This is a genomic window from Nocardioides sp. Z35_8, from assembly GCF_059621125.1.
This window is the reverse complement of sequence record NZ_JCAQIE010000001.1, coordinates 439,725-462,449: the sequence shown is the minus strand read 5'-3', so window position 1 is coordinate 462,449 and position 22,725 is coordinate 439,725. Positions and strand designations below refer to the sequence as shown.

Annotated in this window: 20 protein-coding genes and 1 pseudogene; 17 read left to right on the top strand and 4 right to left on the bottom strand. The window is 73.3% G+C overall.

The genetic code is table 11. The features are described 5' to 3' along the window. Positions 1–7 precede the first annotated feature (7 nt). Positions 8–2,317 carry a phosphoribosylformylglycinamidine synthase subunit PurL gene (gene purL / locus AC54T2_RS02220; protein WP_496666249.1) on the top strand — a complete coding sequence of 770 codons (2,310 nt, stop codon included), beginning with the start codon at positions 8–10 and terminating at the stop codon, positions 2,315–2,317. Between the two features lie 67 nt (positions 2,318–2,384). Here purL and AC54T2_RS02215 read toward each other — a convergent pair whose 3' ends face one another. Together AC54T2_RS02215 and AC54T2_RS02210 are read right to left on the bottom strand one after the other, a co-directional pair. Then, complete coding sequence (locus AC54T2_RS02215) at positions 2,385–3,131, bottom strand: ABC transporter permease (protein ID WP_186339310.1); 747 nt, start codon at positions 3,129–3,131, stop codon at positions 2,385–2,387. Then, positions 3,128–4,153 (bottom strand): ATP-binding cassette domain-containing protein, encoded by a 1,026-nt coding sequence (locus AC54T2_RS02210; protein WP_496665404.1) that lies wholly within the window; start codon positions 4,151–4,153, stop codon positions 3,128–3,130. Before AC54T2_RS02210 ends, AC54T2_RS02215 begins: the two co-directional genes overlap by 4 nt. A gap of 60 nt (positions 4,154–4,213) precedes the next feature. Here AC54T2_RS02210 and AC54T2_RS02205 point away from each other — a divergent pair, with 60 nt between their 5' ends. Continuing rightward, positions 4,214–5,170, top strand: a complete 957-nt coding sequence (locus AC54T2_RS02205; RefSeq protein WP_489975285.1) for a WYL domain-containing protein — start codon at positions 4,214–4,216, stop codon at positions 5,168–5,170. Here AC54T2_RS02205 and AC54T2_RS02200 read toward each other — a convergent pair. Next, positions 5,088–5,663 carry an MFS transporter gene (locus AC54T2_RS02200; protein WP_496666248.1) on the bottom strand — a complete coding sequence of 192 codons (576 nt, stop codon included), beginning with the start codon at positions 5,661–5,663 and terminating at the stop codon, positions 5,088–5,090. The genes AC54T2_RS02205 and AC54T2_RS02200 overlap by 83 nt on opposite strands. Between AC54T2_RS02200 and AC54T2_RS02195 the strand changes: the two are divergent. The 15 genes and pseudogenes from AC54T2_RS02195 to AC54T2_RS02125 form a co-directional block, all read left to right on the top strand. Continuing rightward, positions 5,577–5,825, top strand: a pseudogene (locus tag AC54T2_RS02195) (hypothetical protein); the annotation flags it as partial. The gene AC54T2_RS02200 and the pseudogene AC54T2_RS02195 overlap by 87 nt on opposite strands. A 175-nt stretch (positions 5,826–6,000) precedes the next feature. Next, entirely contained in the window at positions 6,001–6,726 is a 726-nt protein-coding gene (locus AC54T2_RS02190) for an alpha/beta hydrolase (RefSeq protein ID WP_496665403.1), read from the top strand. 112 nt (positions 6,727–6,838) lie between these two features. Further along, positions 6,839–7,177 (top strand): sterol carrier family protein, encoded by a 339-nt coding sequence (locus AC54T2_RS02185; RefSeq protein WP_496665402.1) that lies wholly within the window; start codon positions 6,839–6,841, stop codon positions 7,175–7,177. Positions 7,178–7,248: 71 nt separating this feature from the next. Next, the gene (locus tag AC54T2_RS02180) at positions 7,249–9,666 is read left to right on the top strand and encodes a phosphoketolase family protein (protein ID WP_186339306.1); all 2,418 of its coding nucleotides are present in this window, start codon (positions 7,249–7,251) and stop codon (positions 9,664–9,666) included. Positions 9,667–9,675: 9 nt separating this feature from the next. After that, complete coding sequence (locus AC54T2_RS02175) at positions 9,676–10,485, top strand: GNAT family N-acetyltransferase (protein WP_186339305.1); 810 nt, start codon at positions 9,676–9,678, stop codon at positions 10,483–10,485. Positions 10,486–10,850: 365 nt separating this feature from the next. Continuing rightward, positions 10,851–11,897, top strand: a complete 1,047-nt coding sequence (locus tag AC54T2_RS02170) for a 2-keto-3-deoxygluconate permease (protein ID WP_186339304.1) — start codon at positions 10,851–10,853, stop codon at positions 11,895–11,897. After that, a complete protein-coding gene (locus AC54T2_RS02165; protein WP_496665401.1) occupies positions 11,894–13,012 on the top strand; it encodes a four-carbon acid sugar kinase family protein in 1,119 nt (372 codons plus the stop codon). The genes AC54T2_RS02170 and AC54T2_RS02165 overlap by 4 nt, the downstream gene beginning before the upstream one ends. After that, a complete protein-coding gene (pdxA, locus tag AC54T2_RS02160; RefSeq protein ID WP_496665400.1) occupies positions 13,009–14,076 on the top strand; it encodes a 4-hydroxythreonine-4-phosphate dehydrogenase PdxA in 1,068 nt (355 codons plus the stop codon). Before AC54T2_RS02165 ends, pdxA begins: the two co-directional genes overlap by 4 nt. A gap of 38 nt (positions 14,077–14,114) precedes the next feature. Further along, positions 14,115–14,909, top strand: coding sequence for a GntR family transcriptional regulator (locus AC54T2_RS02155; protein ID WP_186339301.1), 795 nt, complete (start codon positions 14,115–14,117; stop codon positions 14,907–14,909). A gap of 136 nt (positions 14,910–15,045) precedes the next feature. Then, positions 15,046–16,395 (top strand): dipeptidase, encoded by a 1,350-nt coding sequence (locus tag AC54T2_RS02150; RefSeq protein WP_496665399.1) that lies wholly within the window; start codon positions 15,046–15,048, stop codon positions 16,393–16,395. Between the two features lie 251 nt (positions 16,396–16,646). Next, complete coding sequence (locus tag AC54T2_RS02145; RefSeq protein ID WP_186339298.1) at positions 16,647–17,117, top strand: SRPBCC family protein; 471 nt, start codon at positions 16,647–16,649, stop codon at positions 17,115–17,117. A gap of 67 nt (positions 17,118–17,184) precedes the next feature. Continuing rightward, on the top strand, positions 17,185–18,225 hold the full coding sequence (locus AC54T2_RS02140) for an NAD(P)H-binding protein (RefSeq protein WP_496665398.1): 1,041 nt from the start codon (positions 17,185–17,187) through the stop codon (positions 18,223–18,225). A gap of 83 nt (positions 18,226–18,308) precedes the next feature. Further along, positions 18,309–19,823 carry an amidophosphoribosyltransferase gene (gene purF / locus AC54T2_RS02135; protein ID WP_496666247.1) on the top strand — a complete coding sequence of 505 codons (1,515 nt, stop codon included), beginning with the start codon at positions 18,309–18,311 and terminating at the stop codon, positions 19,821–19,823. Positions 19,824–19,875: 52 nt separating this feature from the next. Then, positions 19,876–20,943 carry a phosphoribosylformylglycinamidine cyclo-ligase gene (gene purM / locus AC54T2_RS02130; RefSeq protein ID WP_496665397.1) on the top strand — a complete coding sequence of 356 codons (1,068 nt, stop codon included), beginning with the start codon at positions 19,876–19,878 and terminating at the stop codon, positions 20,941–20,943. A gap of 155 nt (positions 20,944–21,098) precedes the next feature. After that, complete coding sequence (locus tag AC54T2_RS02125; protein WP_186339295.1) at positions 21,099–21,287, top strand: DUF3073 domain-containing protein; 189 nt, start codon at positions 21,099–21,101, stop codon at positions 21,285–21,287. 318 nt (positions 21,288–21,605) lie between these two features. On the opposite strand, the gene AC54T2_RS02120 is transcribed toward AC54T2_RS02125, so the two are convergent. Further along, entirely contained in the window at positions 21,606–22,697 is a 1,092-nt protein-coding gene (locus tag AC54T2_RS02120) for a Glu/Leu/Phe/Val dehydrogenase dimerization domain-containing protein (RefSeq protein WP_489975276.1), read from the bottom strand. Between the last annotated feature and the right edge of the window lie 28 nt (positions 22,698–22,725).

Genomic DNA, 22,725 nt, shown 5'->3' with positions numbered 1-22,725 from the left:
CGCCCCGCTGCCCGCTGCCCCCGAGAAGGCCGGTCTCACGACGTCCGGCGCGACCGCCACCCTCGACACGGTTGCCCTCGCGGCCACCGACTCCGAGCGCGAGCAGCCATGGGCCGACCTGGGCCTCAAGGCCGACGAGTACGCCCGGATCCGCGAGATCCTCGGCCGGCGCCCGACGAGCTCCGAGCTGGCGATGTACAGCGTGATGTGGAGCGAGCACTGCTCCTACAAGTCCACCAAGGTGCACCTCAAGCAGTTCGGCGAGATCCCGCAGGAGACGCCCGTCGGCACGATGCTGGCCGGCATCGGCGAGAACGCCGGAGTGCTCGACATCGGTCAGGGGTACGCGGTGACCTTCAAGGTCGAGAGCCACAACCACCCGTCGTTCGTCGAGCCCTACCAGGGTGCGGCCACCGGTGTCGGCGGCATCGTGCGCGACATCCTCGCGATGGGCGCCCGCCCGGTCGCGGTGATGGATCCGCTGCGCTTCGGCCCGCTCGACGCCCCCGACACCGCCCGGGTGCTGCCCGGGATCGTGGCGGGTGTCGGCGGCTACGGCAACTGCCTCGGCCTGCCCAACATCGGCGGTGAGGCGGTCTTCGACGAGACCTACGCCGGCAACCCCCTGGTCAACGCGCTCTGCGTCGGCGTGCTCCGCCACGAGGACCTCCACCTCGCCAAGGCGTCGGGCGCCGGCAACCAGGTGGTGCTCTACGGGGCGCGCACCGGAGGCGACGGCATCGGAGGCGTCTCGGTGCTCGCCAGCGAGACGTTCGACGCGACCGGGCCCGCCAAGCGGCCGAGCGTGCAGGTCGGCGACCCCTTCATGGAGAAGCTGCTCATCGAGTGCACGCTCGAGCTCTTCGCCGCCGGGGTGATCGCCGGCATCCAGGACCTCGGCGGCGCCGGGCTCTCGTGCGCCACCTCCGAGCTGGCCTCGGCCGGCGACGGCGGCATGCACGTCGAGCTCGACCGCGTCCCCCTCCGCGACTCGACGCTCGCGCCGGAGGAGATCTTGATGAGCGAGTCGCAGGAGCGGATGATGGCGGTCGTCGAGCCCGCCGACGTCGAGGCGTTCATGGCGATCTGCGCGAAGTGGGACGTCGAGGCCGTCGTGATCGGCGAGGTGACCGACACCGGCCGCCTGCACATCGACTGGCACGGCGAGCGCGTGGTCGACGTACCCCCGCGGTCGGTGGCCCACGACGGCCCGACCTACCAGCGGCCCTACGCCCGCCCCGCGTGGCAGGACGCGCTGCAGGCCGACGGCGCGGAGGCGCTGCCGAGGCCCTCGAGCGGCGACGACCTCCGCGCGACGCTGCTCAGGCTCGTGGCCTCGCCCAACCTGTGCGACAAGTCGTGGATCACCGACCAGTACGACCGCTACGTCCAGGGCAACACGGTGCTCGCGCAGCCGGCCGACTCCGGCATGGTGCGCGTCGACGCCGACACCAACCTCGGGGTCTCGGTCTCGACCGACTGCAACGGCCGCTTCGCCAAGCTCGACCCCTACACCGGTGCGCAGCTGGCCCTGGCGGAGTCCTACCGCAACGTCGCCACGGGCGGCGCGCGCCCGCTGGCGGTCTCCGACTGCCTCAACTTCGGCTCGCCCGAGGACCCCGCGGTGATGTGGCAGTTCGCCGAGGCCTGCCGCGGCCTCAAGGACGCCTGCCTCGAGCTCGGTATCCCGGTGACCGGCGGCAACGTCAGCCTCTACAACCAGACCGGCGAGACCGCGATCCTGCCCACGCCGGTCGTCGCGGTCCTCGGGGTCATCGACGACGTCACCCGGCGTACGCCCACCGGCTTCGGCGCGGCCGGCGAACGGGTCTTCCTGCTCGGCGAGACCCGCGAGGAGCTGTCCGGCTCCGAGTGGGCCCACGTCGTGCACGGCCACCTGGGCGGGATGCCGCCTGCGATCGACCTCGCCGCCGAGCAGGCGCTCGCCGCGCTGCTGCAGGACGCCGCCCGCGACGGTGTCGTCACCAGCGCCCACGACCTCTCCGACGGCGGCCTCGCCCAGGCGCTGGCCGAGTCGGCCTTCGCGCGCGACCTGGGGGTCTCGGTCTCGCTCGACGCTGTCGCCGCCGACGCGTTCGTGGCGCTGTTCTCCGAGTCGACCGCCCGCGCCCTGGTGACGGTGACCGACGAGCAGGCCGACGCCCTGGTCGCCCTGGCCCAGCGCCACGGGGTCCCCCTCGCGCCCCTCGGGCGCACCGGCGGCGACACGATCTCCGTCGAGGGGGTCTTCGACCTGCCCGTGGCCGAGGCCAAGGCCGCCTGGCGGGCCACGCTTCCCGCGGCCCTCGGCTCCTGACCCACCCACCCACCCACCAGCACCCGGCCCGGCGCGGCCGCGGGGGTAGGGAGGGAGAAGCTGGGGGTCAGCTCGAGCGGCGCATCGCGCGGACGCCCACCCAGAGGCCGAGGGCGGCGACGAGGGCCGCACCTGCGACACCCTGGCCGACGACGTCGGCGGGGAAGGTGCCCGCGAAGAGCGCGCGCACCGCGTCGACGACGTACGTCATCGGGTTGAGCTGCGAGACCACCTCGAGCCACCGGGGCGCGCCGTCCACCGGCAGCAGCACGCCGGCCGTGAGCAGCGCCGGGAACAGCAGCGTCTGCTGGACGGTCCAGAACATCCAGTCCTGTCCCTTCGAGGCGAGCGCGAGGGCGAACGACAGCGAGCCGACGCCGACGCTGAAGACCGACAGCACCAGCGCCGCCGCCAGCGCGCCCGCGAGGTGCAGGTCGAAGCTGAACGGTGTCACGACCGCGACGATGATCGCGACCTGCATCAGCATCGGCACGACCTCCTTGAGCGCCCGCCCGACCAGCAGCGCCGGGCGGCTGAGCGGGGAGACCAGCTGGCGCTCGTGCGAGCCGGACTGCATCTCCTCCATCAGGTTGGCCCCGGTGAACGAGGCACCCATCAGCGCGGTCATCGCGACGATGCCGGGCACGAACCACTGCAGCGCCGAGCCGTCGGCCATCTCCGGCAGGAGCGGTGCGAAGAGGCCCAGGAAGACCAGCGGCTGAATCATCGCGAAGACGACGGCCATAGGCTCGCGCCAGACCGGCCTGAGCTCGCGGTTCATCACGTTGACGGTGTCGGACAGGAACGCGCTCATGCCGCGACCTCGCTCTCGGTCTGGGCGGACGCGGCGTCCGCGCCGGGGGTGGACTGGGTCTCGCGCAGGCTGCGCCCGGTGAGGTCGAGGAAGACGTCGTCGAGGGTCGGTCGGGCGACCTCCACCCGCAGCGGCGCGACGCCGTCGGCGGCCAGGTCGGCGAGCAGGTCGCCGACCATGGCGGAGCCGTCCTTGACCCGCAGGTCCACGCCGTCGGCGCGGATCTCGACGCGGGCGTCGGGGACCCGTTCCAGCCGGGCGGCGGCCCGGGCCGAGTCGGCGGGCGACCCGAAGCCCAGGCGCACCAGGTCGCCGAGCCCGCTCTTGAGCCGGGCGGCGGTGTCGTCGGCGATCATCCGACCGTGGTCGACCACGATCACCCGGCCGGCGAGGGCGTCGGCCTCCTCGAGGTAGTGCGTGGTGAGCACGACGGTGCTGCCGCTCTCGGCGTGCAGGCGCCTCACGAGCTCCTGAAGGTTGGCCCGGTTCTGCGGGTCGAGCCCGGTGGAGGGCTCGTCGAGGAAGAGCACGCGGGGCAGGTGGACCAGCCCCATCGCGATGTCGAGCCGACGCCGCTGCCCGCCCGAGAGGGAGGAGACCTTGCGGTCGGCGACCGCGGCGAGGTCGAGCTCCTCGACGAGCTCCTCGGCCCGGCGACGGGCGTCGGCGCGCGAGAGGCCGTGCGCCCGGCCCTGGCTGACGAGCTCGTCGCGGCCGAGCTGGCGGTGCCCGGCGCCGTTGCCCTGGCCGACGAAGCCGATGGCGCGGCGTACGTCGCGCTGGGCGCTCACGACGTCGTGCCCGGCGACGCTCGCCGAGCCCGCGGTCGGGGCGATGAGCGTGGTGAGCATGCGGAGCGTGGTCGACTTGCCCGCCCCGTTGGGGCCGAGGAAGGCGACCAGCTCGCCCTGCACGATCTCGAGGTCGAGGGCCTGGACGGCCTCGACCGTGTGCTTGCGCGAGGTGAAGTGGCGCGTCAGGCCACGGGTCACGATCGCCGGTCCGGTGTGGTGGTGAGTCATGACACCACGCTAGGAACGCATGCGGCCAGTTGTTGTCCGCAATCGGACTAATCTGGATCCATGAGCACGAGCGAGCGGATGCTGCGGTTGCTGTCCCTGCTCCAGACCCACCGCTACTGGCCGGGCCCGGAGCTGTCCGAGCGGCTCGAGGTGAGCCCGCGGACCGTCCGGCGCGACGTCGACCGGCTGCGCGAGCTCGGTTACACCGTCGACGCGGTGCGCGGCGCCGCCGGCGGCTACCAGCTGCGCGCCGGCGCCTCACTGCCGCCCCTGCTGCTCGAGGACGAGGAGGCCGTCGCGATCGCCGTCGGCCTCCGCACGGCCGCGGTGGGCGCGGTGGGCGGGACCGACGACTGGTCGGTGCAGGCCCTCTCCAAGGTGCTGTCCCTGATGCCTCCGCGGCTGCGTCGGCAGATGGACGCGGTCGCCTCGCAGACCGAGACGCCGGGTCCGTGGGAGGGGGCGCCCGTCGTCGACGCGACCGTGCTCACCACCCTCGCCCAGGCCTGCCGCGACAGCGAGCTGCTGCACTTCGACTACGCCGCCCGCGAGGCCGAGGTGACCCACCGCCGCGTCGAGCCGTTGCGGCTGGTCTCGCTCGGTCGGCGGTGGTACCTCGTGGCCTACGACCGCGACCGCGGCGACTGGCGCAGCTTCCGGCTCGACCGGGTCACCGATCCCGAGCCCACCGGCCAGCGGTTCCGTCCGCGCGACCTGCCGGCCGAGGACGCGCTCGCCTTCGTGCAGCAGGGCATCCGGCGGATGCCCCAGCGCCACGCCGTACGCGCGCGGGTGGCGATGCCGGCCGACGACCTCGCCGCGCAGGTCGGGCGGTGGGGCACCGTCACCCCCGACGGCGAGGGCTGCGTGCTGGAGATGAACGTCGACGACCTGGGCTGGCCGGTCATGGTGCTGGCCGGCTGCGGCGCCGAGTTCACGGTCGAGTCGCCGGCCGACCTGGCCGAGCGGGTGGCCGAGGTGGGCGCCCGCTTCTCCCGCGCCGCCGGGGGGCGCTAGGCAGCACGGGCGGGCTTGCCCTCGAGGCCCACTCGGACGGCCGGGGCACCGATCGGATGGAGCGGCTCGAGGTGAGGAGCACCGCCAGCAGCGCGGTCGCGGCCACGAGCACCGTGATCGCCGTGGCGCCGCCGTGGTGCTCGAGCAGGTAGCCGCCGAGCAGCGGGGCCAGCGGCATCACCGACATCGAGACGAACTGGCTGGTCGACGACACCCGGCCCTGGAGGTGGTCGGGGGTCACGGCCATCCGGTAGGAGCTGATGCCGGCGTTGCCGACGGGGTTGAGCCGCAGCAGGAGGAAGGTGCAGGCGCAGGCGGTCCACACGCTCGACGACACCGCCAGCGGCACCAGGGGCAGGCAGCACATCCACCCGATCAGCACGGTCAGCCGGCCCGTCGGCATCCGGTGGATCAGGCTCGACGCGATCGCCGCGCCGAGGATGCCGCCGACCCCTGCGGCGGTGGAGACCTGGCCGATCTGCGCCGGCGACACGCCCGCCGGCAGCAGCGTCGCGCAGAGGCCGCCGAGGTAGGCCGCCTCGACGACCCCCGCGTCCTGCGCGCGCTGGCCCACCCGGTGCGCGGGCGGATCCTCGACGAGATCGAGGCGTCGGGGTCGGTACGCGCGGCCGACGTCGCCCGGGAGCTCGGCATCCCGGCCAACCAGGCGAGCTTCCACCTGCGCCAGCTCGCCAAGTACGGCCTGGTCGAGGAGGCGCCCGAGGAGGCCCGTGACCGGCCGGCGGGCCGTGCTGCTCGGGGCGAGCGCGGTCGGCGTGTCCGCCACCCTCGTCGGCTGTGGCGAAGAGTCGTCCGGCAGGGTGGACGACGTGCCCAGCGGACCCGAGCGGATCACCTACGGCCGCGACCCCAGCCAGTGGGTCGACCTCCACGTCCCGGCGGGCGAGGGCCGCGGACTGGTCGTCGTGATCCACGGTGGCTTCTGGAAGGCCCGGTACGGCGCCGACTACGGCGCCCCGTTGGCCGAGGACCTGGCAGCGCGCGGCTGGTCGGCGGCCAACGTCGAGTACCGCCGCGTCGGCAACGGCGGGGGCTTCCCCGAGACCCTCGACGACGTCCATGCGGCCATCGGCGCGGTCGCGGCCCACGCCCGCGGCCCCGTCGTCACGCTGGGCCATTCCGCGGGTGGCCACCTCGCCACGTGGGCGGGGGCGCGCACCCGCTTCGGGCGCTGGGCGAACGGCCCGGCACTGACCCACGTCGTGAGCCAGGCCGGGGTGCTCGACCTCCGCTCGGCGCTCGCGGACCGCCTCGGCGACGGAGCCGCGACGGCGTTCCTCGGCGATCCGGACGAGGCGGCCTACGAGCAGGCCGACCCGCTGGCCCAGGTGCCGCTCGACGTCCCGGTGTGGGCGGTGCACGCGCGCGACGACGACACCGTCCCGTTCAGCCAGGCCGAGGCCTACGTGGCGGCGGCGACCGCGGCAGGCGCCGAGGCGAGGCTCGTCGAGGTCACCGGCGGCCACTTCGGCGTCATCGACACCGACAGCGACGCGTGGGCCGCCTGTGTGCGGGTGCTCGACACCATCGGCTGACCTGCTCGGCGAGCACCATGCAGGCAGTTCGCGCCGCGCCGCCGCTGCGCCCCGCTCGGCACGGGGCGACCTCGCGCCAACTGCCTGCATGGTGGCCGTCTAGCCTCGGTCCGTGCCTGCCCGACTGAAGGTCCTCACGCCCGACCAGCTCGCCACGGCGGAGGCCGCGGGTGACACCCGGGCGCTCGTCAAGCACTACCTCGCGGTCCTCGAGGTGCGCGCCCCGGGCCGCTCCGTCGAGGTCCGGGTGCCGCCCTACGCCGCGGCCCAGGTCGTGCCCGGCGTGCGGCACACGCGCGGCACGCCGCCGGCGGTCGTCGAGACCGACGCCGACACCTGGCTGGCCGTGGCCACCGGGCGTACGACCTGGGCCGAGGCGCTCGACTCCGGCGCCGTGGCCGCGAGCGGCGAGCGGACCGACCTGTCGCCCTACCTCCCGCTGCGCGACTGACCCACCGGACCGGGCCGAAGGTCATGGCCGACGGGGGTGTGCACCCGCGCGCATTTCCGGTACGAAGGAGCATGGCTACCCTCACCGACGAGCAGGTCCAGGATCTCGACCTCTGGTTCCGCGCGGCCAACTACCTCTCCGTCGGGCAGATCTACCTGCTCGACAACCCGCTGCTCGAGCGCCCCCTCGAGCGAGAGGACATCAAGCCACGGCTGCTGGGCCACTGGGGCACCACCCCCGGGCTCAACCTCGTGTGGACGCACCTCAACCGGCTGATCCGCGAGCGCGACGTCGAGGCGATCATCCTGTGCGGGCCCGGCCACGGCGGCCCGGCTGCGGTGGCCAACGCCTGGCTCGAGGGCACCTACTCCGAGGTCTACCCGGCGATCGGTGAGGACCGCAGTGGGATGTCCCGGCTGTTCCGCCAGTTCTCCTTCCCCGGTGGCATCCCGAGCCACGTCGCCCCCGAGACGCCCGGCTCGATCCACGAGGGCGGCGAGCTCGGCTACGTGCTCTCCCACGCCTACGGCGCCGCGATGGACAACCCCGACCTCGTGGTGACCGCGGTGGTCGGCGACGGAGAGTTCGAGACCGGCCCGCTGGCGACGAGCTGGCACGGCAACAAGTTCGTCGACCCCGTCCATGACGGCGCGGTGCTGCCGATCCTGAGCCTCAACGGCTGGAAGATCGCCAACCCCACCGTCCCCGCGCGCATCCACCGCGACGAGCTCGAGAGCCTGCTGCGCGGCTTCGGTCACCACGTGATCACCGTCGAGGGCGACGATCCGGCCGACGTGCACCGCCAGATGGCCGCCGCGATGGACGAGGCGCACGACATGATCCGCGAGATCTGGCGCGCCGCCCGCGAGGACGGCGACGTCGAGCGGCGGCCGTGGCCGATGATCCTGCTCGTCACGCCGAAGGGCTGGACCGGTCCCCGGGAGGTCGACGGCAAGCAGGTCGAGGGCACCTGGCGGGCCCACCAGGTGCCGCTCGCCGGCACCCGCGAGAACGACGCCCACCGCGCGCAGCTCGAGGAGTGGCTGCGCTCCTACCGTCCCGACGAGCTCTTCGACTCCGAGGGCACGCCCGTCGAGGCGGTGCGCGCCCTGGCGCCGTCCGGCAACCGGAGGATGAGCGCCAACCCGCACGCCAACGGCGGACTGCTCAAGCGTCCGCTCCGCCTGCCCGACTGGCGTACGTCCGCCGTCGGGGTGGAGCGGCCTGGCGGGTCCATCCACGAGCCGACCCGCGTGCTCGGGCAGTGGCTCGTCGGCGTGGTGCGCGACAACGACACCAACTTCCGCATCTTCGGCCCTGACGAGACCGCATCCAACCGTCTCGACGCCGTCTACGAGGTCACCGACAAGGTCTGGGCTGCCGACATCCTCCCCGTCGACGAGCACCTCGCCCACTCCGGCCGCGTGCTGGAGATCCTCTCCGAGCACACCTGCCAGGGCTGGCTGGAGGGCTACCTGCTCACCGGCCGGCACGGGCTGTTCAGCTGCTACGAGGCGTTCATCCACATCGTCGACTCGATGCTCAACCAGCACGCGAAGTGGCTCAAGACCACCCGCGAGATCGAGTGGCGCCCGCGCATCGCGAGCCTCAACTACCTGCTGAGCTCGCACGTGTGGCGCCAGGACCACAACGGCTTCTCCCACCAGGACCCCGGCTTCATCGACCACGTGGTCAACAAGAAGGCCGAGGTCGTGCGCGTCTACCTGCCGCCGGACGCCAACACCCTGCTCTCGACGATGTCGCACTGCTTCGAGAGCGAGCACTACGTCAACGTCGTGGTCGCCGGCAAGCAGCCCACCTTCGACTGGCTCGACGCCGAGCAGGCCGACCTGCACTGCGCGCGCGGGCTCGGCATCTGGGACTGGGCCTCGAACGACGACGGCGAGCCCGACGTGGTCGTGGCGGCGGCGGGCGACGTGCCCACCGTCGAGGCGCTGGCCGCGGTCTCCCTCCTCCGCGAGCACCTCCCCGAGCTGCGCGTGCGCTTCGTCAACGTCGTCGACCTGATGCGGCTGCAGGATGAGCGCGAGCACCCGCACGGCCTGAGCGGGCGCGACTTCGACACGTTGTTCACCACCGACAAGCCGGTGATCTTCGCCTACCACGGCTATCCCTGGCTCATCCACCGGCTGACCTACCGGCGCACCAACCACGACAACATCCACGTCCGCGGCTACAAGGAGGAGGGCACGACCACCACGCCGTTCGACATGGTGATGATGAACGACACCGACCGCTACCACCTGGTCATGGACGTCATCGACCGCGTGCCCGGGCTCGGTCAGCGGGCCGCCTCCGTGCACCAGCTGATGGCCGACACCCGGCGCCGCGCCCGCCAGTGGACGCGCGAGCACGGCGACGACCTGCCCGAGGTGCGCGACTGGCGGTGGGATCCGGCCGCCGACCCGCGCCGGGGTGCCTCGCCGTCCACCACCGCCGAACCCGACACGAGCGCGGACAACCTCTAACGTGCACCCATGCACGTCAGTTCGCTCGGCTTCCGCACCGACCTCGCCCTCCTGACCGCCTCCGGCAGCACCGTGGAGGACCGCGGCACCCACCTCGTGGTCCGCACCCCGGCCAACCCGACCTACTACTGGGGCAACTTCCTGCTCCTCGCCGAGGCTCCCGTGCCCGGCGGCGAGCGGGAGGTGGTGGCGGCGTTCCGCACCGAGTTCCCCGAGGCGGGCCACGTCAGCATCGGCATCGACCGGCCCGACCTCACGCCCGAGGCGCGCGCGGCGTTCGAGGCTGCCGGGCTCGTGGTCGACGTCGCGTCGGTGCTCACCGCGACCGACCTCGTGGCCCCGCGCGAGGTGGACGAGGTGGGCGCCGAGGTCCGAGCGCTGCAGTCCGAGGAGGACTGGGAGAGCCGGGCGCGCCTGAGCTATGCGATCGAGGACCGCGACGACGAGGAGTCGCACCTGCGCTTCGCGCGCGGGCGCAACGTCCAGGAGCAGCTGCTCGCGACGGCCGGTCGGGGCGCGCGGTTCGGCGTCTTCGTCGACGGCGAGGTCGTCAGCACCGCAGCCGCCTTCACCACCGAGGAGGGCGTGGCCCGCTTCCAGAGCGTCGAGACGCACCCCGAGCACCGGCGCAAGGGCCTGGCCGCCGCGGCCGTCCATGCGGCGGGGCGGTACGCCCTCGACCGGCTCGGTGCTCGCACGCTGGTGATCGTCGCCGACGACGACGGGGAGGCCATCGGCGTCTACCGCCGCCTCGGCTTCGCCGACGTCGAGCGCCAGCTCATGCTCGAGCGACGCGCCGGCGGTCCCCGGACGGCGTAGCCGCCCGGCGAGTCGCCCGCCCTGCCTCGGGGGATCTCGTGCCGGGCGTGCATGTCGGAGTCCCCGCTCGAGCGGGGACTCCGACACTGGGAGGGGGTTGCAACGGCCTCCAGGTGTCGGACTGGGCCACCAAGTCGGCCGCCGCGGCCCTCGGCGGCGGCGGCAGCCACGCGTAGCGGTGCCGGCTCCCGCCCACGGCGTACGGCCCAACGCCACGGCCCCAACGCGCGCCCCCACCTCGCGGCGGGCGCGTCTTGCCGCCGTCTCGCAGCCGTCTTGTGACGGTTGACACGACCGACCCGGCGTGCTCCACTACCTGTACGTACAAGTTGTACGGACAACTTTCCCGAGGTGTGTGACCTGACATGACCGACGTCTCCCACGACCGCGAGCCCGACCGCGAGATCGTCCCGCTCTACCAGATGATGAACCGCATCCCCGGCGGGCTGATGCTGATCCCGCTGATCATCGGCTCGCTGCTGGGCACGTTCGCGATGGGCTTCCTGGAGATGGGCTCCTTCACGACCGCCCTGTTCCAGCAGAGCGCGCTGCCCCTGATCGCGCTGCTGATCTTCGCGACCGGCACCCAGGTCACGATCAAGACCAGCGGGCCGGTGCTCGCCACCGCGGGCGTCGTGCTGATCTTCAAGAGCATCATCCCCGCCACGCTGGTGATCCTGCTCGGGCAGCTCGTGGGCCTCGACGGCATCCTGGGCGTGTCGATCCTCGCCCTGCTCGTCGCCGTCGACAACAGCAACGGCGGCCTCTGGCTGGCGTTCACCGGTCGCTACGGCGACAAGCGTGACCGTGGCGCCTACATCGCCTCCGCGCTCAACGACGGCCCGTTCTTCTCGATGCTGTTCCTCGGCGCCTCCGGCCTGGCCGACATCCCCGTCTCGGCGATGGTCGCCGCGGTGATCCCGTTCCTGCTCGGCATGCTGGTCGGCAACCTCAACCCGCACTGGCGCGAGGTGCTGCGGCCCACCCCCGCCATCGTGATCCCGTTCTTCGCCCTGGCGCTGGGCACCGGCATCGACCTCAACAACATCGTCAAGGGCGGCCTCTCCGGCCTCGTCGTGGGTCTGGTGGTCGCGCCGTTCACCGGCCTGCTGGTCTACATCGGCTACCGCTTCGTGCTGCGCCGCGGCTACCGCTCCGGCATCGGCTTCGCCGCGGGCACCACCGCGGGCAACGCCATCGCGACCCCGGCGATCATCGGCATGGCCGACCCGTCGTTCCAGCCCTACGTGGAGACCGCGACCGCCCAGGTCGCCGCATCGGTCCTGGTGACCGCGATCCTGGCGCCGCTGCTCGCCTCCCTGGCCCTCAAGCGCGAGGGCGGCCTGCTCACCGAGGAGGAGATCGACCGGATCGACGAGATGGACCTCGGGGTCAAGGAACCCCAGTTGTGAAGGTCCTCATCCTCGCCGACGACCTGACAGGGGCGAGCGACACCGTCGTGTCGTTCGCCCGGTCCGGGTGGTCGTCGCTGCTGTCGCTCAGCGGCGGGTGGACGCGTACGCCCGACGAGGACGCCGTGGCCGTCACGCTGGACACGCGACGCGACCCGCGCGCCGCCGAGGTGACCGCCCAGGCCGTCGCCGACCTCGCGGGGGACCGGCTCTACCTCAAGATCGACTCCACCGTGCGGGGCACCGTCGCCGAGCAGGTACGCGGCGCGGTGCGCGGGCGGCGGCGCGCCCGGCCCGGGGCGTTCGCGGTGCTCTGCCCCGCCTACCCCGCCATGGGCCGCTCCGTCGAGGACGGCCACGTGCTCGTGGAGGGGCGGCCCGTGCACGAGGGCCCCGCCGGCTCCGACCCGGTCACCCCGGTGACCGAGTCCGAGCTCACGCGCCTCGTCCCCGGCTCCGTCCGCGCGACGGGGCACGACCTCGTCGCGGCCGTACGCGAGGCCGCCCGTGACCACGACGTCGTGGTCGTCGACGCGCGCGACCAGGCCGACCTCGACGCCCTCGCCGCCGCGATCGACGAGATCGGTCCCGACGCGATCCCCGTGGGCTCGGCAGGCCTTGCCATCGCCCTCGCCCGCACCTGGCAGGACGGCCCCGAGCCGCAGCGGCGCCCCGTCGCCATCGCGGCGGACGCGTCCGCGCTCGTCGTCGTCTCCTCCCTGCACGAGGCGGCCCGCAGGCAGGTCGAGGCGCTGCGCGCCGACGCCGAGCGCCTCGGCGTCGACCTGCTCGTCACCCCGTCGGAGCGCGAGGACGGCTCCGCGGTCCGTCAGGCGCGTGAGCTCGCCCGGCAGGCGGTCGACGCGCTCGCCGGGGGACGCCACGGCCTGCTGGTCCTCGTCGGCGGAGACGGCGCCGCCCAGACCCTCCTCGCCCTCGGTGCCACCGGCATCAACGTCGCCGACGCCCCCGTCGAGGGCGTGCCCGCCGGGACCCTCGTCGGCGGCCCGCACGACGGGCTGCCGATCGCGACCAAGGCCGGCGGCTTCGGCACCTCCTCGACCCTCGTCCAGCTGATCGACGCCGTACGCGTCACCCAAGGAGCCCCCTCATGAGCACGTCCACCAGCACCCCCGCCCCCACCCCGGGGGCCCTGCCCGTCCTCGGCCTCACCCTGGGCGACGTCGCCGGCATCGGCCCGGAGATCACCCTGCGCACGCTGCTCGAGCACCCCGACCTCCGCGAGGAGTGCGTCCCGGTCGTGGTGGGCGACGCCGGTGCCCTGCGCCGCGCCGCGCCGTACGTCGGCGTCGACCCCGACGTGATCGTCACCCTCGAACGCGCCGGAGACGCGACCAACGACCCCGGCCTCGTGGAGGTCGTGCAGATCGGCGAGCCGATGCCCGAGGTCCCGATCGGCGAGCTCAGCGCCGTGGCCGGCGACGGGTCCTACCGGTTCGTGGTGGCGGCGTGCGACCTCGCCAAGGCCGGCGAGATCGACGGCATCGTCACCGCGCCGCTCAACAAGGCGGCCATGCACGCGGGCGGCCACAAGTACCCCGGTCACACCGAGCTGCTCGCCGAGCAGTTCGGCGTCGACAACTTCTCCCTCGTCCTGTCGGCCGGCGACCTCTACTTCTTCCACCTCACCACCCACGTCTCGCTGCAGCAGGCGATCGCCGGCATCACGCCGCAGCGCACCGACGACGTGCTCGACCTGGTCTCGGCCTTCGCCGACGCCCTCGGGCGGCCCGGCACCCCCATCGGCGTCGCGGGGCTCAACCCCCACGCCGGCGAGAACCGGCTCTTCGGCGACGAGGACGCCGACGTCCTCGAGCCGGCCGTGCGCCGGGCCCAGGAGCGCGGCATCGCCGCCGTCGGCCCGCTGCCGGCCGACGCCCTGATCCCGCAGGCCGTCCAGGGCAAGTGGGAGCTCGTCGTGGTCTGCTACCACGACCAGGGCCACGCGCCGTTCAAGGCGGTCTACGGCGACGACGGCGTCAACATCACCGTGGGGCTGCCCGTCGTGCGCGTCTCGGTGGACCACGGCACCGCGTTCGACATCGCCGGCAAGGGGATCGCGCGCGAGGCCAGCCTCGTGCTGGCCGCCCGCCGCGCGGCCGCGCTCGCGCCGGGCTGGGACGCCGTGTGGCGCACCGCCCAGCGCGTCGAGGCCTGAGCCGCGACGCGGGTCGTCGCCGACCTAGGGTGGCACCCGTGACCGAGCGCCGCGTCCCCCTCCACGAGACGGTCGAGCGCGCGCTCCGCGAGCGCCTCGACAGCCGCGACCTCCGGCCGGGGGACCTGTTCCCCAGCGAGGCGGCGCTCCAGCAGGAGTTCGCCGTCTCGCGGTCGGTGGTGCGCCAGGCGCTCGCCAGCCTGGAGGCCGACGGGCTCGTCACGAAGGTGCAGGGCAAGGGCTCCGTGGTCGCCGAGCACCGCGAGGTGCGCCGCGACGTGCTGCGCTCTGGGCTCACGCTGCAGGCGGGGGACGGCGCCGTCACCACCCGCGTGACGTCCTACGGACTGGTCCCGCGCCCCGACCACCTCGTCTCCATCACCGGGGCGCAGGTCCTGGAGCTCGGCCGGGTCCGCGCAGTGGGTGGCGTGGTGCTCAGCTACATCCGCACCTGGCTGCCCGCAGACGTCGCCGACGCGATCAGCGCCGACGACCTGGTCGACGCCTCCCTGCACCGACTGCTGGCCGAGCGGCTCGGGCGCGAGGTGGCCGGCGGGCACAACCAGGTGCGCGCCGTGCCGGCCACCGAGTCGCTCGCCGAGCGGCTGCACGCGACCCCCGGCGCGCCGCTGCTGCTGCTCGAGGGCCGTAGCGTCGACCGGTCGGGAGTGGTGCTCGAGGAGTTCTCGACCTGGCACCGCGGCGACCTCGCGGCGTTCGACGTCGAGGCGGTGCCGCCGTCAGCGGGCCGCGAGGGTGCCGACGGGGAGCGGATCGAGCGGCTGACCCGGACCGCGCGCGAGCTCCTGGCCGAGCTCGAGACGCTGCGCTGAGAACCGCGTTGAGCGCCGTGCTGAGCGCCGTGCTGGGCGCCGTGCTGAGCGCCGTGCTCGGCGCCGTCCTGGGCGTCCTGTCGCGCGCCGTGCCCAGGCCATCGAGGGCGGCGGCCGGGCCGGTTAGGGTCGGCACATGACTGTCGACATCGCCGCCCGCCTCGCCGAGGTCATGCCCGGCCTCCGCCGTGACCTCGAGGACCTCGTCCGCATCCAGTCCGTCTCCGCCGACCCGGCCCGCGCCGGCGAGGTCGAGCGCAGCGCCGAGGCGACCCGCGACCTGTTCGCCGCCGAGGGCTTCGAGGCCGAGATCGTGCGCGCGTACGACGGCGCCCCGCCGGCCGTGATCGCGAAGAAGGCCGGCCCGGAGGGCGCCCCCACCGTGCTGCTCTACGCCCACCACGACGTCCAGCCCGAGAACGACCACGCCGACTGGGACTCCCCGCCGTGGGAGCCGACCGAGCGCGGCGACCGCCTCTACGCCCGCGGTGCCGCCGACGACAAGGCGGGCATCGCCGCCCACCTCGGCGCCGTGCGGATCCTCGGCGACGAGCTGCCGGTCAACCTGGTCATGTTCATCGAGGGCGAGGAGGAGGTCGGCTCCGACACGCTCGTCGACCTGCTCGAGGCCCACAAGGAGCGCCTGGCGGCCGACGTCATCGTCATCGCCGACTCCGGCAACTGGGACATCGGCGAGCCCGCCCTCACCACCAGCCTCCGCGGCCTGGTGCGGATGGACGTCGAGGTCCGCACGCTCACCCACGCCGTGCACAGCGGCATGTGGGGCGGGCTGGTGCCCGACTCCATCATGGCGCTGAGCCGGGTCATCGCGAGCCTCAACGACGACGCCGGCAACGTCGCCGTCGAAGGGCTGCACTCCGGCCCCGCCGCCGACGTGGAGTACCCCGAGGCGCGCCTGCGCGCCGAGTCCGGCGCCGCCGAGGGCATCGAGTGGATCGGCGAGGGCCCGGTCGTCGAGCGCCTCTGGACCAAGCCGTCGATCAGCATCACCGGCCTCGACGCGCCCAAGGTCGAGGGTGCCTCCAACACCCTCGTGCCCGCCGCCCGCTGCCGGATCAGCATGCGCATCGCCCCGGGTGACACCACCGCCAACGCCGTCGCGTGCCTCCAGGCCCACCTCGAGAAGCACACCCCGTGGGGCGCGACGCTGACCACCACCGTCGTCGACACCGGCGAGGCGACGCAGATCGACGCCAGCGGTCCGGCGTACGACGCCGCGCGTGCCGCGTTCGCCGAGGCCTGGGACGGCACCGCGCCGGTCGACATGGGCGTCGGCGGCTCGATCCCCTTCATCGCCGAGTTCCTCGAGGCGTTCCCGGAGGCGAGCGTGCTGGTCACCGGCGTCGAGGACCCCGACACCCGCGCCCACGGCGCCAACGAGGGCCTGCACCTCGCCGAGTTCGAGCGGGTCGTCAAGGCCGAGGCGCTGCTGCTGCGCAACCTCGGCGAGCTCCCGCGCGGCTGACCCCGCGTCCGGTCGGACGTACGGGCGGGCGCCACCCTGTCGGTTCATCAAGGTATGCAGGCCAACCCGCACTTCCCACGGTGTGCTGAGCGCGGGAAGTGCGGGTTCGTCGACATACCTTGATGAACCAGCGACGACTTGGAACCCGCGGGTTGGAACCAGCGGCGACCCGGGACCAGCGACCCCCGAAACGCCCGAGGCGCCCCCGGCGCGCGGGTGGCCCGCTGGTGCCCGTCGGTAGCGTGGCGGCCATGGCGACCTTCCGTGCCCGCGACCGCTCCTCGGCCGTGCTCCGCTCCCCCCGCAGCGAGGTGTGGGCGGCGCTCATCGACGCCGACCTCATCGCCCGGATCACCCCCTTCGTCACCTCCATCGACGTCGACGGTGACCGCTGGACCTGGCACATGGGCGTCATCCCGGTGGCGGGGCTGTCGGTGGCGCCGAAGTTCACCGAGGTGATGGACCTCCACCCGCAGGAGCGGATCGTCTTCACCCACGACCCCGACCATGCCCACGAGATGACCGCGGTGATGGGCAACTACCACCTCGCCGACCACCCCGACGGCGGCACCGAGGTCAGCATCGACCTCCAGATCGCCTGCCACCTGCCCCTGCCCGGCCTGGCCCGCCCGGCCGTCGAGCGGGTGATGGCCGGCGTCGTGAAGCACATGGGCACCGTCTTCTCGCGCAACCTGCTCAAGCACCTCGGCGAGACGCCGTGACACCCGCCGCAGCCAACCGTCGTACGCCCCGGGCGCGCCGTGCCGGTCGGCGACCGGGAGGCTGGCGGTGAGGGTCCTCGTCCTCGGCGCCACCGGCTACATCGGCTCGCGCCTGGTGCCGCACCTGCTCGAGCGCGGCCACGACGTCGCGGCCGCCTCGTCGTCGGTGCCGCGTCCCGACCGCTTCGGCTGGGACGACCGGGTGCGGGCGATCCGCTGCGACGTGACCGACGCCCTCGACGTGGCCGCGGCGCTGGAGGGGGTCGACGCCGTCGTCTACCTGGTCCACTCGCTCGACCGCAGCGACTTCACCGACCGCGACCGGGTGGGGGCCGAGACCGTGGCCGCCGCCGTGGCGGACGGGGGCGTACGTCGCCTGGTCTACCTCTCCGGCCTGGTGCCCGACGTGCCCGAGGCCGAGCTGTCGGCCCACCTCGCGTCGCGGCTGGAGGTCGAGCGGATCCTGCTCGGCGCGTGCGAGGGCGCGGTCGCGCTCCGCGCGGGAGTCGTGATCGGCGCCGGGTCGACGTCGTTCGAGATCGTGCGCCAGATCGCCACGCTCTTCCTCGTGCAACCGGTGCCCACCTGGATGCACCGCACGGTGCAGCCGGTGGCGGTCTCCGACGTGCTGCGCGCGATCACCGACGGGCTGGCCGACGACGGTCCCCGCGGGGCCGTCGACGTCGGCGGCCCGGACGTCGTCGCCTACCCCGACCTACTGCGCATCATCGGCGGCGGCGCCGGGCTGGCGCGGCTCCGGGTGCCGGCGCCCGTCGCCCCGACAGGGCTGGTCGGGCTCGGCGCCGCGCTCGTCACGACGGCGCCGTTCCACACCGTCACCGCGCTGGTGGAGTCGCTGCACCACGACATGGTCTGCCGTCGCGGCCACACCTGGGAGCCGCGCGACGGCAGCCCGCTGCTCGGCGTCGAGGAGGCCGTCGAGCGGGCGCTCGCACCGAGGTACGCCGGCCCGGAGGGCTCGCTCGCGTCCGACCCGGCGTGGGCGCGACCGCTGCCGCCGCTCGACGTCCTGCCCGTCCCGGCCTCCGCCCGGGCCGTCACCCGGCTGGCCCTGCACCGGGTCCGCTCGGTCCTGCCCGGCGGCTGACCCGCCCGACCCGCGGCGTCGGTGCGGTGCCCGAGGTGATCGCCCGTAGACTGCGAGCCGTGCCCCAGCGGACGAGCAAGCGGATGGGCGGCGACGGCCGTCTGACCACGGCGATCGACCCCCACGACCAGGGCCCGCAGGACGCCTGCGGCGTCTTCGGCGTCTGGGCCCCCGGCGAGGACGTCGCCAAGCTGACCTACTTCGGCCTCTACGCCCTCCAGCACCGCGGCCAGGAGTCGGCCGGCATCGCGGTGAGCAACGGGCGCCAGATCCTCGTCTACAAGGACATGGGGCTGGTCTCGCAGGTCTTCGACGAGTCCACGCTCGACTCGCTCAAGGGCCACATCGCCATCGGCCACTCGCGCTACTCCACCACCGGCGCCTCCACCTGGCACAACGCCCAGCCGACGTTCCGCCCCACCGGCGACGGCTCGATCGCGCTGGGCCACAACGGCAACCTGATCAACACCCACGAGCTGCGCGAGATGGTGGTCGGGCTGCCCGGTCCCGCAGGTGAGCTCGACATCAAGGGCGTCGAGGGCACGACCAACGACACCACCCTGGTGACCGCGCTGCTGGCCCACCACCTCGACACGACGCTCGAGGAGCGCGCGCTCGAGGTGCTGCCGCAGCTGCGCGGGGCGTTCAGCTTCGTGTGGATGAACGAGCACACCCTCTACGCGGCCCGCGACCCCCAGGGCATCCGCCCGCTCGTCCTCGGCCGGCTCGACCGCGGCTGGGTGGTCGCCAGCGAGGACGCCGCGCTCGCCACGATCGGCGCGAGCGTGGTCCGCGAGGTCGAGCCCGGCGAGATGATCGTCATCGACGAGAACGGCCTGCGCACGCGCACGTTCGCCGAGCCGGAGCGCAAGGGCTGCGTCTTCGAGTACGTCTACCTCGCCCGTCCCGACGCCACCATCAGCGGCCGCAACGTCCACGAGGCGCGCGTCGAGATGGGGCGCCGGCTGGCGCGCGAGTTCCCCGTCGACGCCGACCTCGTGATGCCCGTCCCCGAGTCCGGCACGCCGGCGGCGTCCGGCTACGCCGCCGAGTCCGGCATCCCGTTCGGCCAGGGCTTCGTCAAGAACGCCTACGTCGGCCGGACGTTCATCCAGCCGAGCCAGACGCTGCGCCAGCTCGGCATCCGGCTCAAGCTCAACGCCCTCGAGCACATGATCCGCGGCAAGCGCATCGTCGTCGTCGACGACTCGATCGTGCGCGGCAACACCCAGCGCGCGCAGGTGCGGATGCTCCGCGAGGCAGGCGCGCTGGAGGTGCACGTACGGATCTCCAGCCCGCCGGTGAAGTGGCCGTGCTTCTACGGCATCGACTTCGCCACCCGCGCCGAGCTGATCGCCAACGGCCTCGACGTCGACGAGATCGCGTCCAGCGTGGGCGCCGACAGCCTCGGCTACATCTCGCTCGAGGGGATGGTCGAGGCGACCGGCCAGCCGGCCGACCGGCTGTGCCAGGCCTGCTTCACCGGCGAGTACCCGATCGAGCTGCCCGACGAGAGCCTGCTCGGCAAGCACCTGCTCGAGGCGACGCTGCAGGCGCCCACGCTGGGTCGCGCCCTGCCGGTCCTCAACAACCCCTGATCCGGGCCCGGACCCGAGCCCGCCCCGCACGCCGCCAGCCGAGGAGCTCCGTGTGACCGACCAGACCAACGCCTACGAGGCCGCCGGGGTCTCCATCGACGCGGCCGACCGCGCGATCGACCTGATGAAGGGCTGGGTCGAGAAGGCACGCCGACCCGAGATGATCGGCGGCCTGGGCGGCTTCGCCGGCCTCTTCGACGCCTCCGCGCTCACCCGCTACGAGCGCCCCCTGCTGGCCACCTCCACCGACGGCGTCGGCACCAAGGTCGCCATCGCGCAGCTGATGGACGTGCACGACACCATCGGCTTCGACCTGGTCGGGATGGTCGTCGACGACCTCGTCGTGTGCGGCGCCGAGCCGCTCTTCATGACCGACTACATCGCCTGCGGGCGGGTCGTCCCGGAGCGGATCGCCGCCATCGTCAAGGGCATCGCGGAGGCCTGTGTCGTGGCCGGCTGCGCGCTCATCGGGGGCGAGACCGCCGAGCACCCCGGCCTGCTCGACCCCGACGACTACGACGTCGCGGGCGCCACGACCGGCGTCGTCGAGGCCAGCCGGCTGCTCGGCCCGGGCCGGGTCCGTCCCGGCGACGTCGTCATCGCCATGGAGGCGAGCGGTCTGCACTCCAACGGCTACTCCCTCGTGCGCCACGTCCTGCTCGAGAAGGCCGGGTGGACGGTCGAGCGCCAGGTCGACGACTTCGGTCGCACCCTCGGCGAGGAGCTGCTCGAGCCGACCCGCATCTACGCCAAGGCGTGCCTCGACCTCGCCGCCCGCACCGACACCCACGCGATGTCGCACATCACCGGTGGCGGTCTGGCGGCCAACCTCGAGCGGGTGCTCCCCGAGGAGCTGTCGGTGCGCATCGATCGGTCGACGTGGACGCCGCAGCCGGTCTTCGACGTCGTACGCCGGGTGGGGGAGGTGTCCCAGGCCGACCTCGAGGCCACCCTCAACTGCGGTGTCGGCATGGTGTCGCTCACCCCGGCCGAGTCGGTCGACACCGCCATCTCGGTGCTCGCCGGGCACGGCATCCGGGCCTGGGTCGCCGGCGAGGTGCGCAGCGACGACGTCGACGGCGGCCGCGTCCTGCTGGAGGGCCAGCACCCCGGCTGGTGAGTGATTCGGCACTTCGCGGACGAAAAGCCGGGTCTTGGTGTGCGGGAACACCCACCGCTCGGGTAGCGTTGACCCCACGATATGTAACCGATCAGACCGGGCGCGTCGGGCAGCTCTCCGACAGCCCCGGCCAAGTGTGCGAGGGGGTCGACCCTATGGGGCGCGGCCGAGCGAAGGCGAAGCAGACCAAGGTCGCGCGCGACCTGAAGTACCGGACTCACGAGACGGACTTCGGCGCGCTGGCGAAGGAGCTGCACGGAGAAGACACTCACCCCACGAGTGAGGTCGATGCCGACGATGACGAGTGGGTCGACTATGCCGACCCGCGTCGTCGCGCAGACTGACTGATCGCACCCGATCACGACCCTCGGGTCGTCCGGCGTACGAGCGCGCCCACGATCGGACCGGCTCCAGGACTGCCCGGCTACCCGGCTACCTGGCCGAGTCGGCGCGTCCTCACCCTCAAACAGTGTCGAGTCGGCGCATCCTCGCGCCTGAGCAGCATCGAGTCGGCGCATCCTCGCGCCTGAGCAGCATCGAGTCGGCGCATCATGGCCCGAGCGCGGTCAGGTCGCGCCGACTCGGCGTGCGTGGGCGGTCAGGATGCGCCGACTCGGCGTGCGTGGGCGGTCAGGATGCGCCGACTCGGCGTGCGAGCGAGCTCAGCGGAGGTGGATGCCGCGCAGCCGGCCGACCTCGCGCATGCGACGCTCGGCGAGCCGGTCGGCGGCCTCGGCGGTCGTGACGCCGTCGGTCTTGGCGAGCTCGAACACCGTGCGGGTCGTCTCGAAGATGCCGCTGGCGCGCTGCTGGGCACGCTCGAAGGAGAAGCCCTCGAGCTCGTCGGCGACCTGGATGACGCCGCCGGAGTTCACGCAGTAGTCGGGGGCGTAGAGGATGCCGCGCTCCTCCACCTGCTTCTCGATGCCGGGGTGCGCGAGCTGGTTGTTGGCCGCGCCGCAGATGATCGTGGCACGCAGCACGTCGAGCACCTCGTCGCTGATCGCGCCGCCCAGGGCGCAGGGGGCGTAGACGTCGATCTCGCTCGCGACGAGCTCGTCGGTCGACGCCACGGCCCGCACCTGCGGGAACTGCTCGCGGATCGCCTCGACGGAGGGAGCGTGCACGTCGGTGACGACCACGTGGGCGCCGTCCTCGACGAGGTGGCGTACGAGGTGGCGACCGACCTTGCCGACGCCGGCGATGCCGACGGTGCGGCCGGAGAGGGTGGGCTCGCCCCACGCCTGCTCGGCCGCGGCCCGCATGCCCTGGAAGGTGCCGAAGGCCGTCAGCACCGAGCTGTCGCCGGCGCCGCCGTGGGCGACGGTGCGCCCGGTGACGTAGTCGCACTCGCGCGCGATGTGGTCCATGTCGTCGCTGAACGTGCCCACGTCGCAGGCAGTGAGGTAGCGGCCGTCGAGGGACTGGACGAAGCGGCCGTAGGCCCGCAGCAGCGCCTCGGTCTTCAGCTCGGCCGGGTCGCCGATGATGACGGCCTTGCCGCCGCCGAGGTCGAGGCCGGCGAGGGCGTTCTTGTAGGACATCCCGCGCGAGAGGTTGAGGACGTCGACGATCGCCTCGTCGGTGCTGGCGTAGGGGTAGAACCGCGTCCCGCCGAGGCCCGGGCCCAGCGCGGTGGAGTGGATCGCGATGATGGCCCGCAGGCCGGTCGCGCGGTCGTTGCAGAAGACGACCTGCTCGTGCTCGACTCCGAGCTCGAAGACGTCGACGCCGGAACTGGGTACTCCAGACATTGCGGTGGGTCCTTTTCGTGGTGGGTGC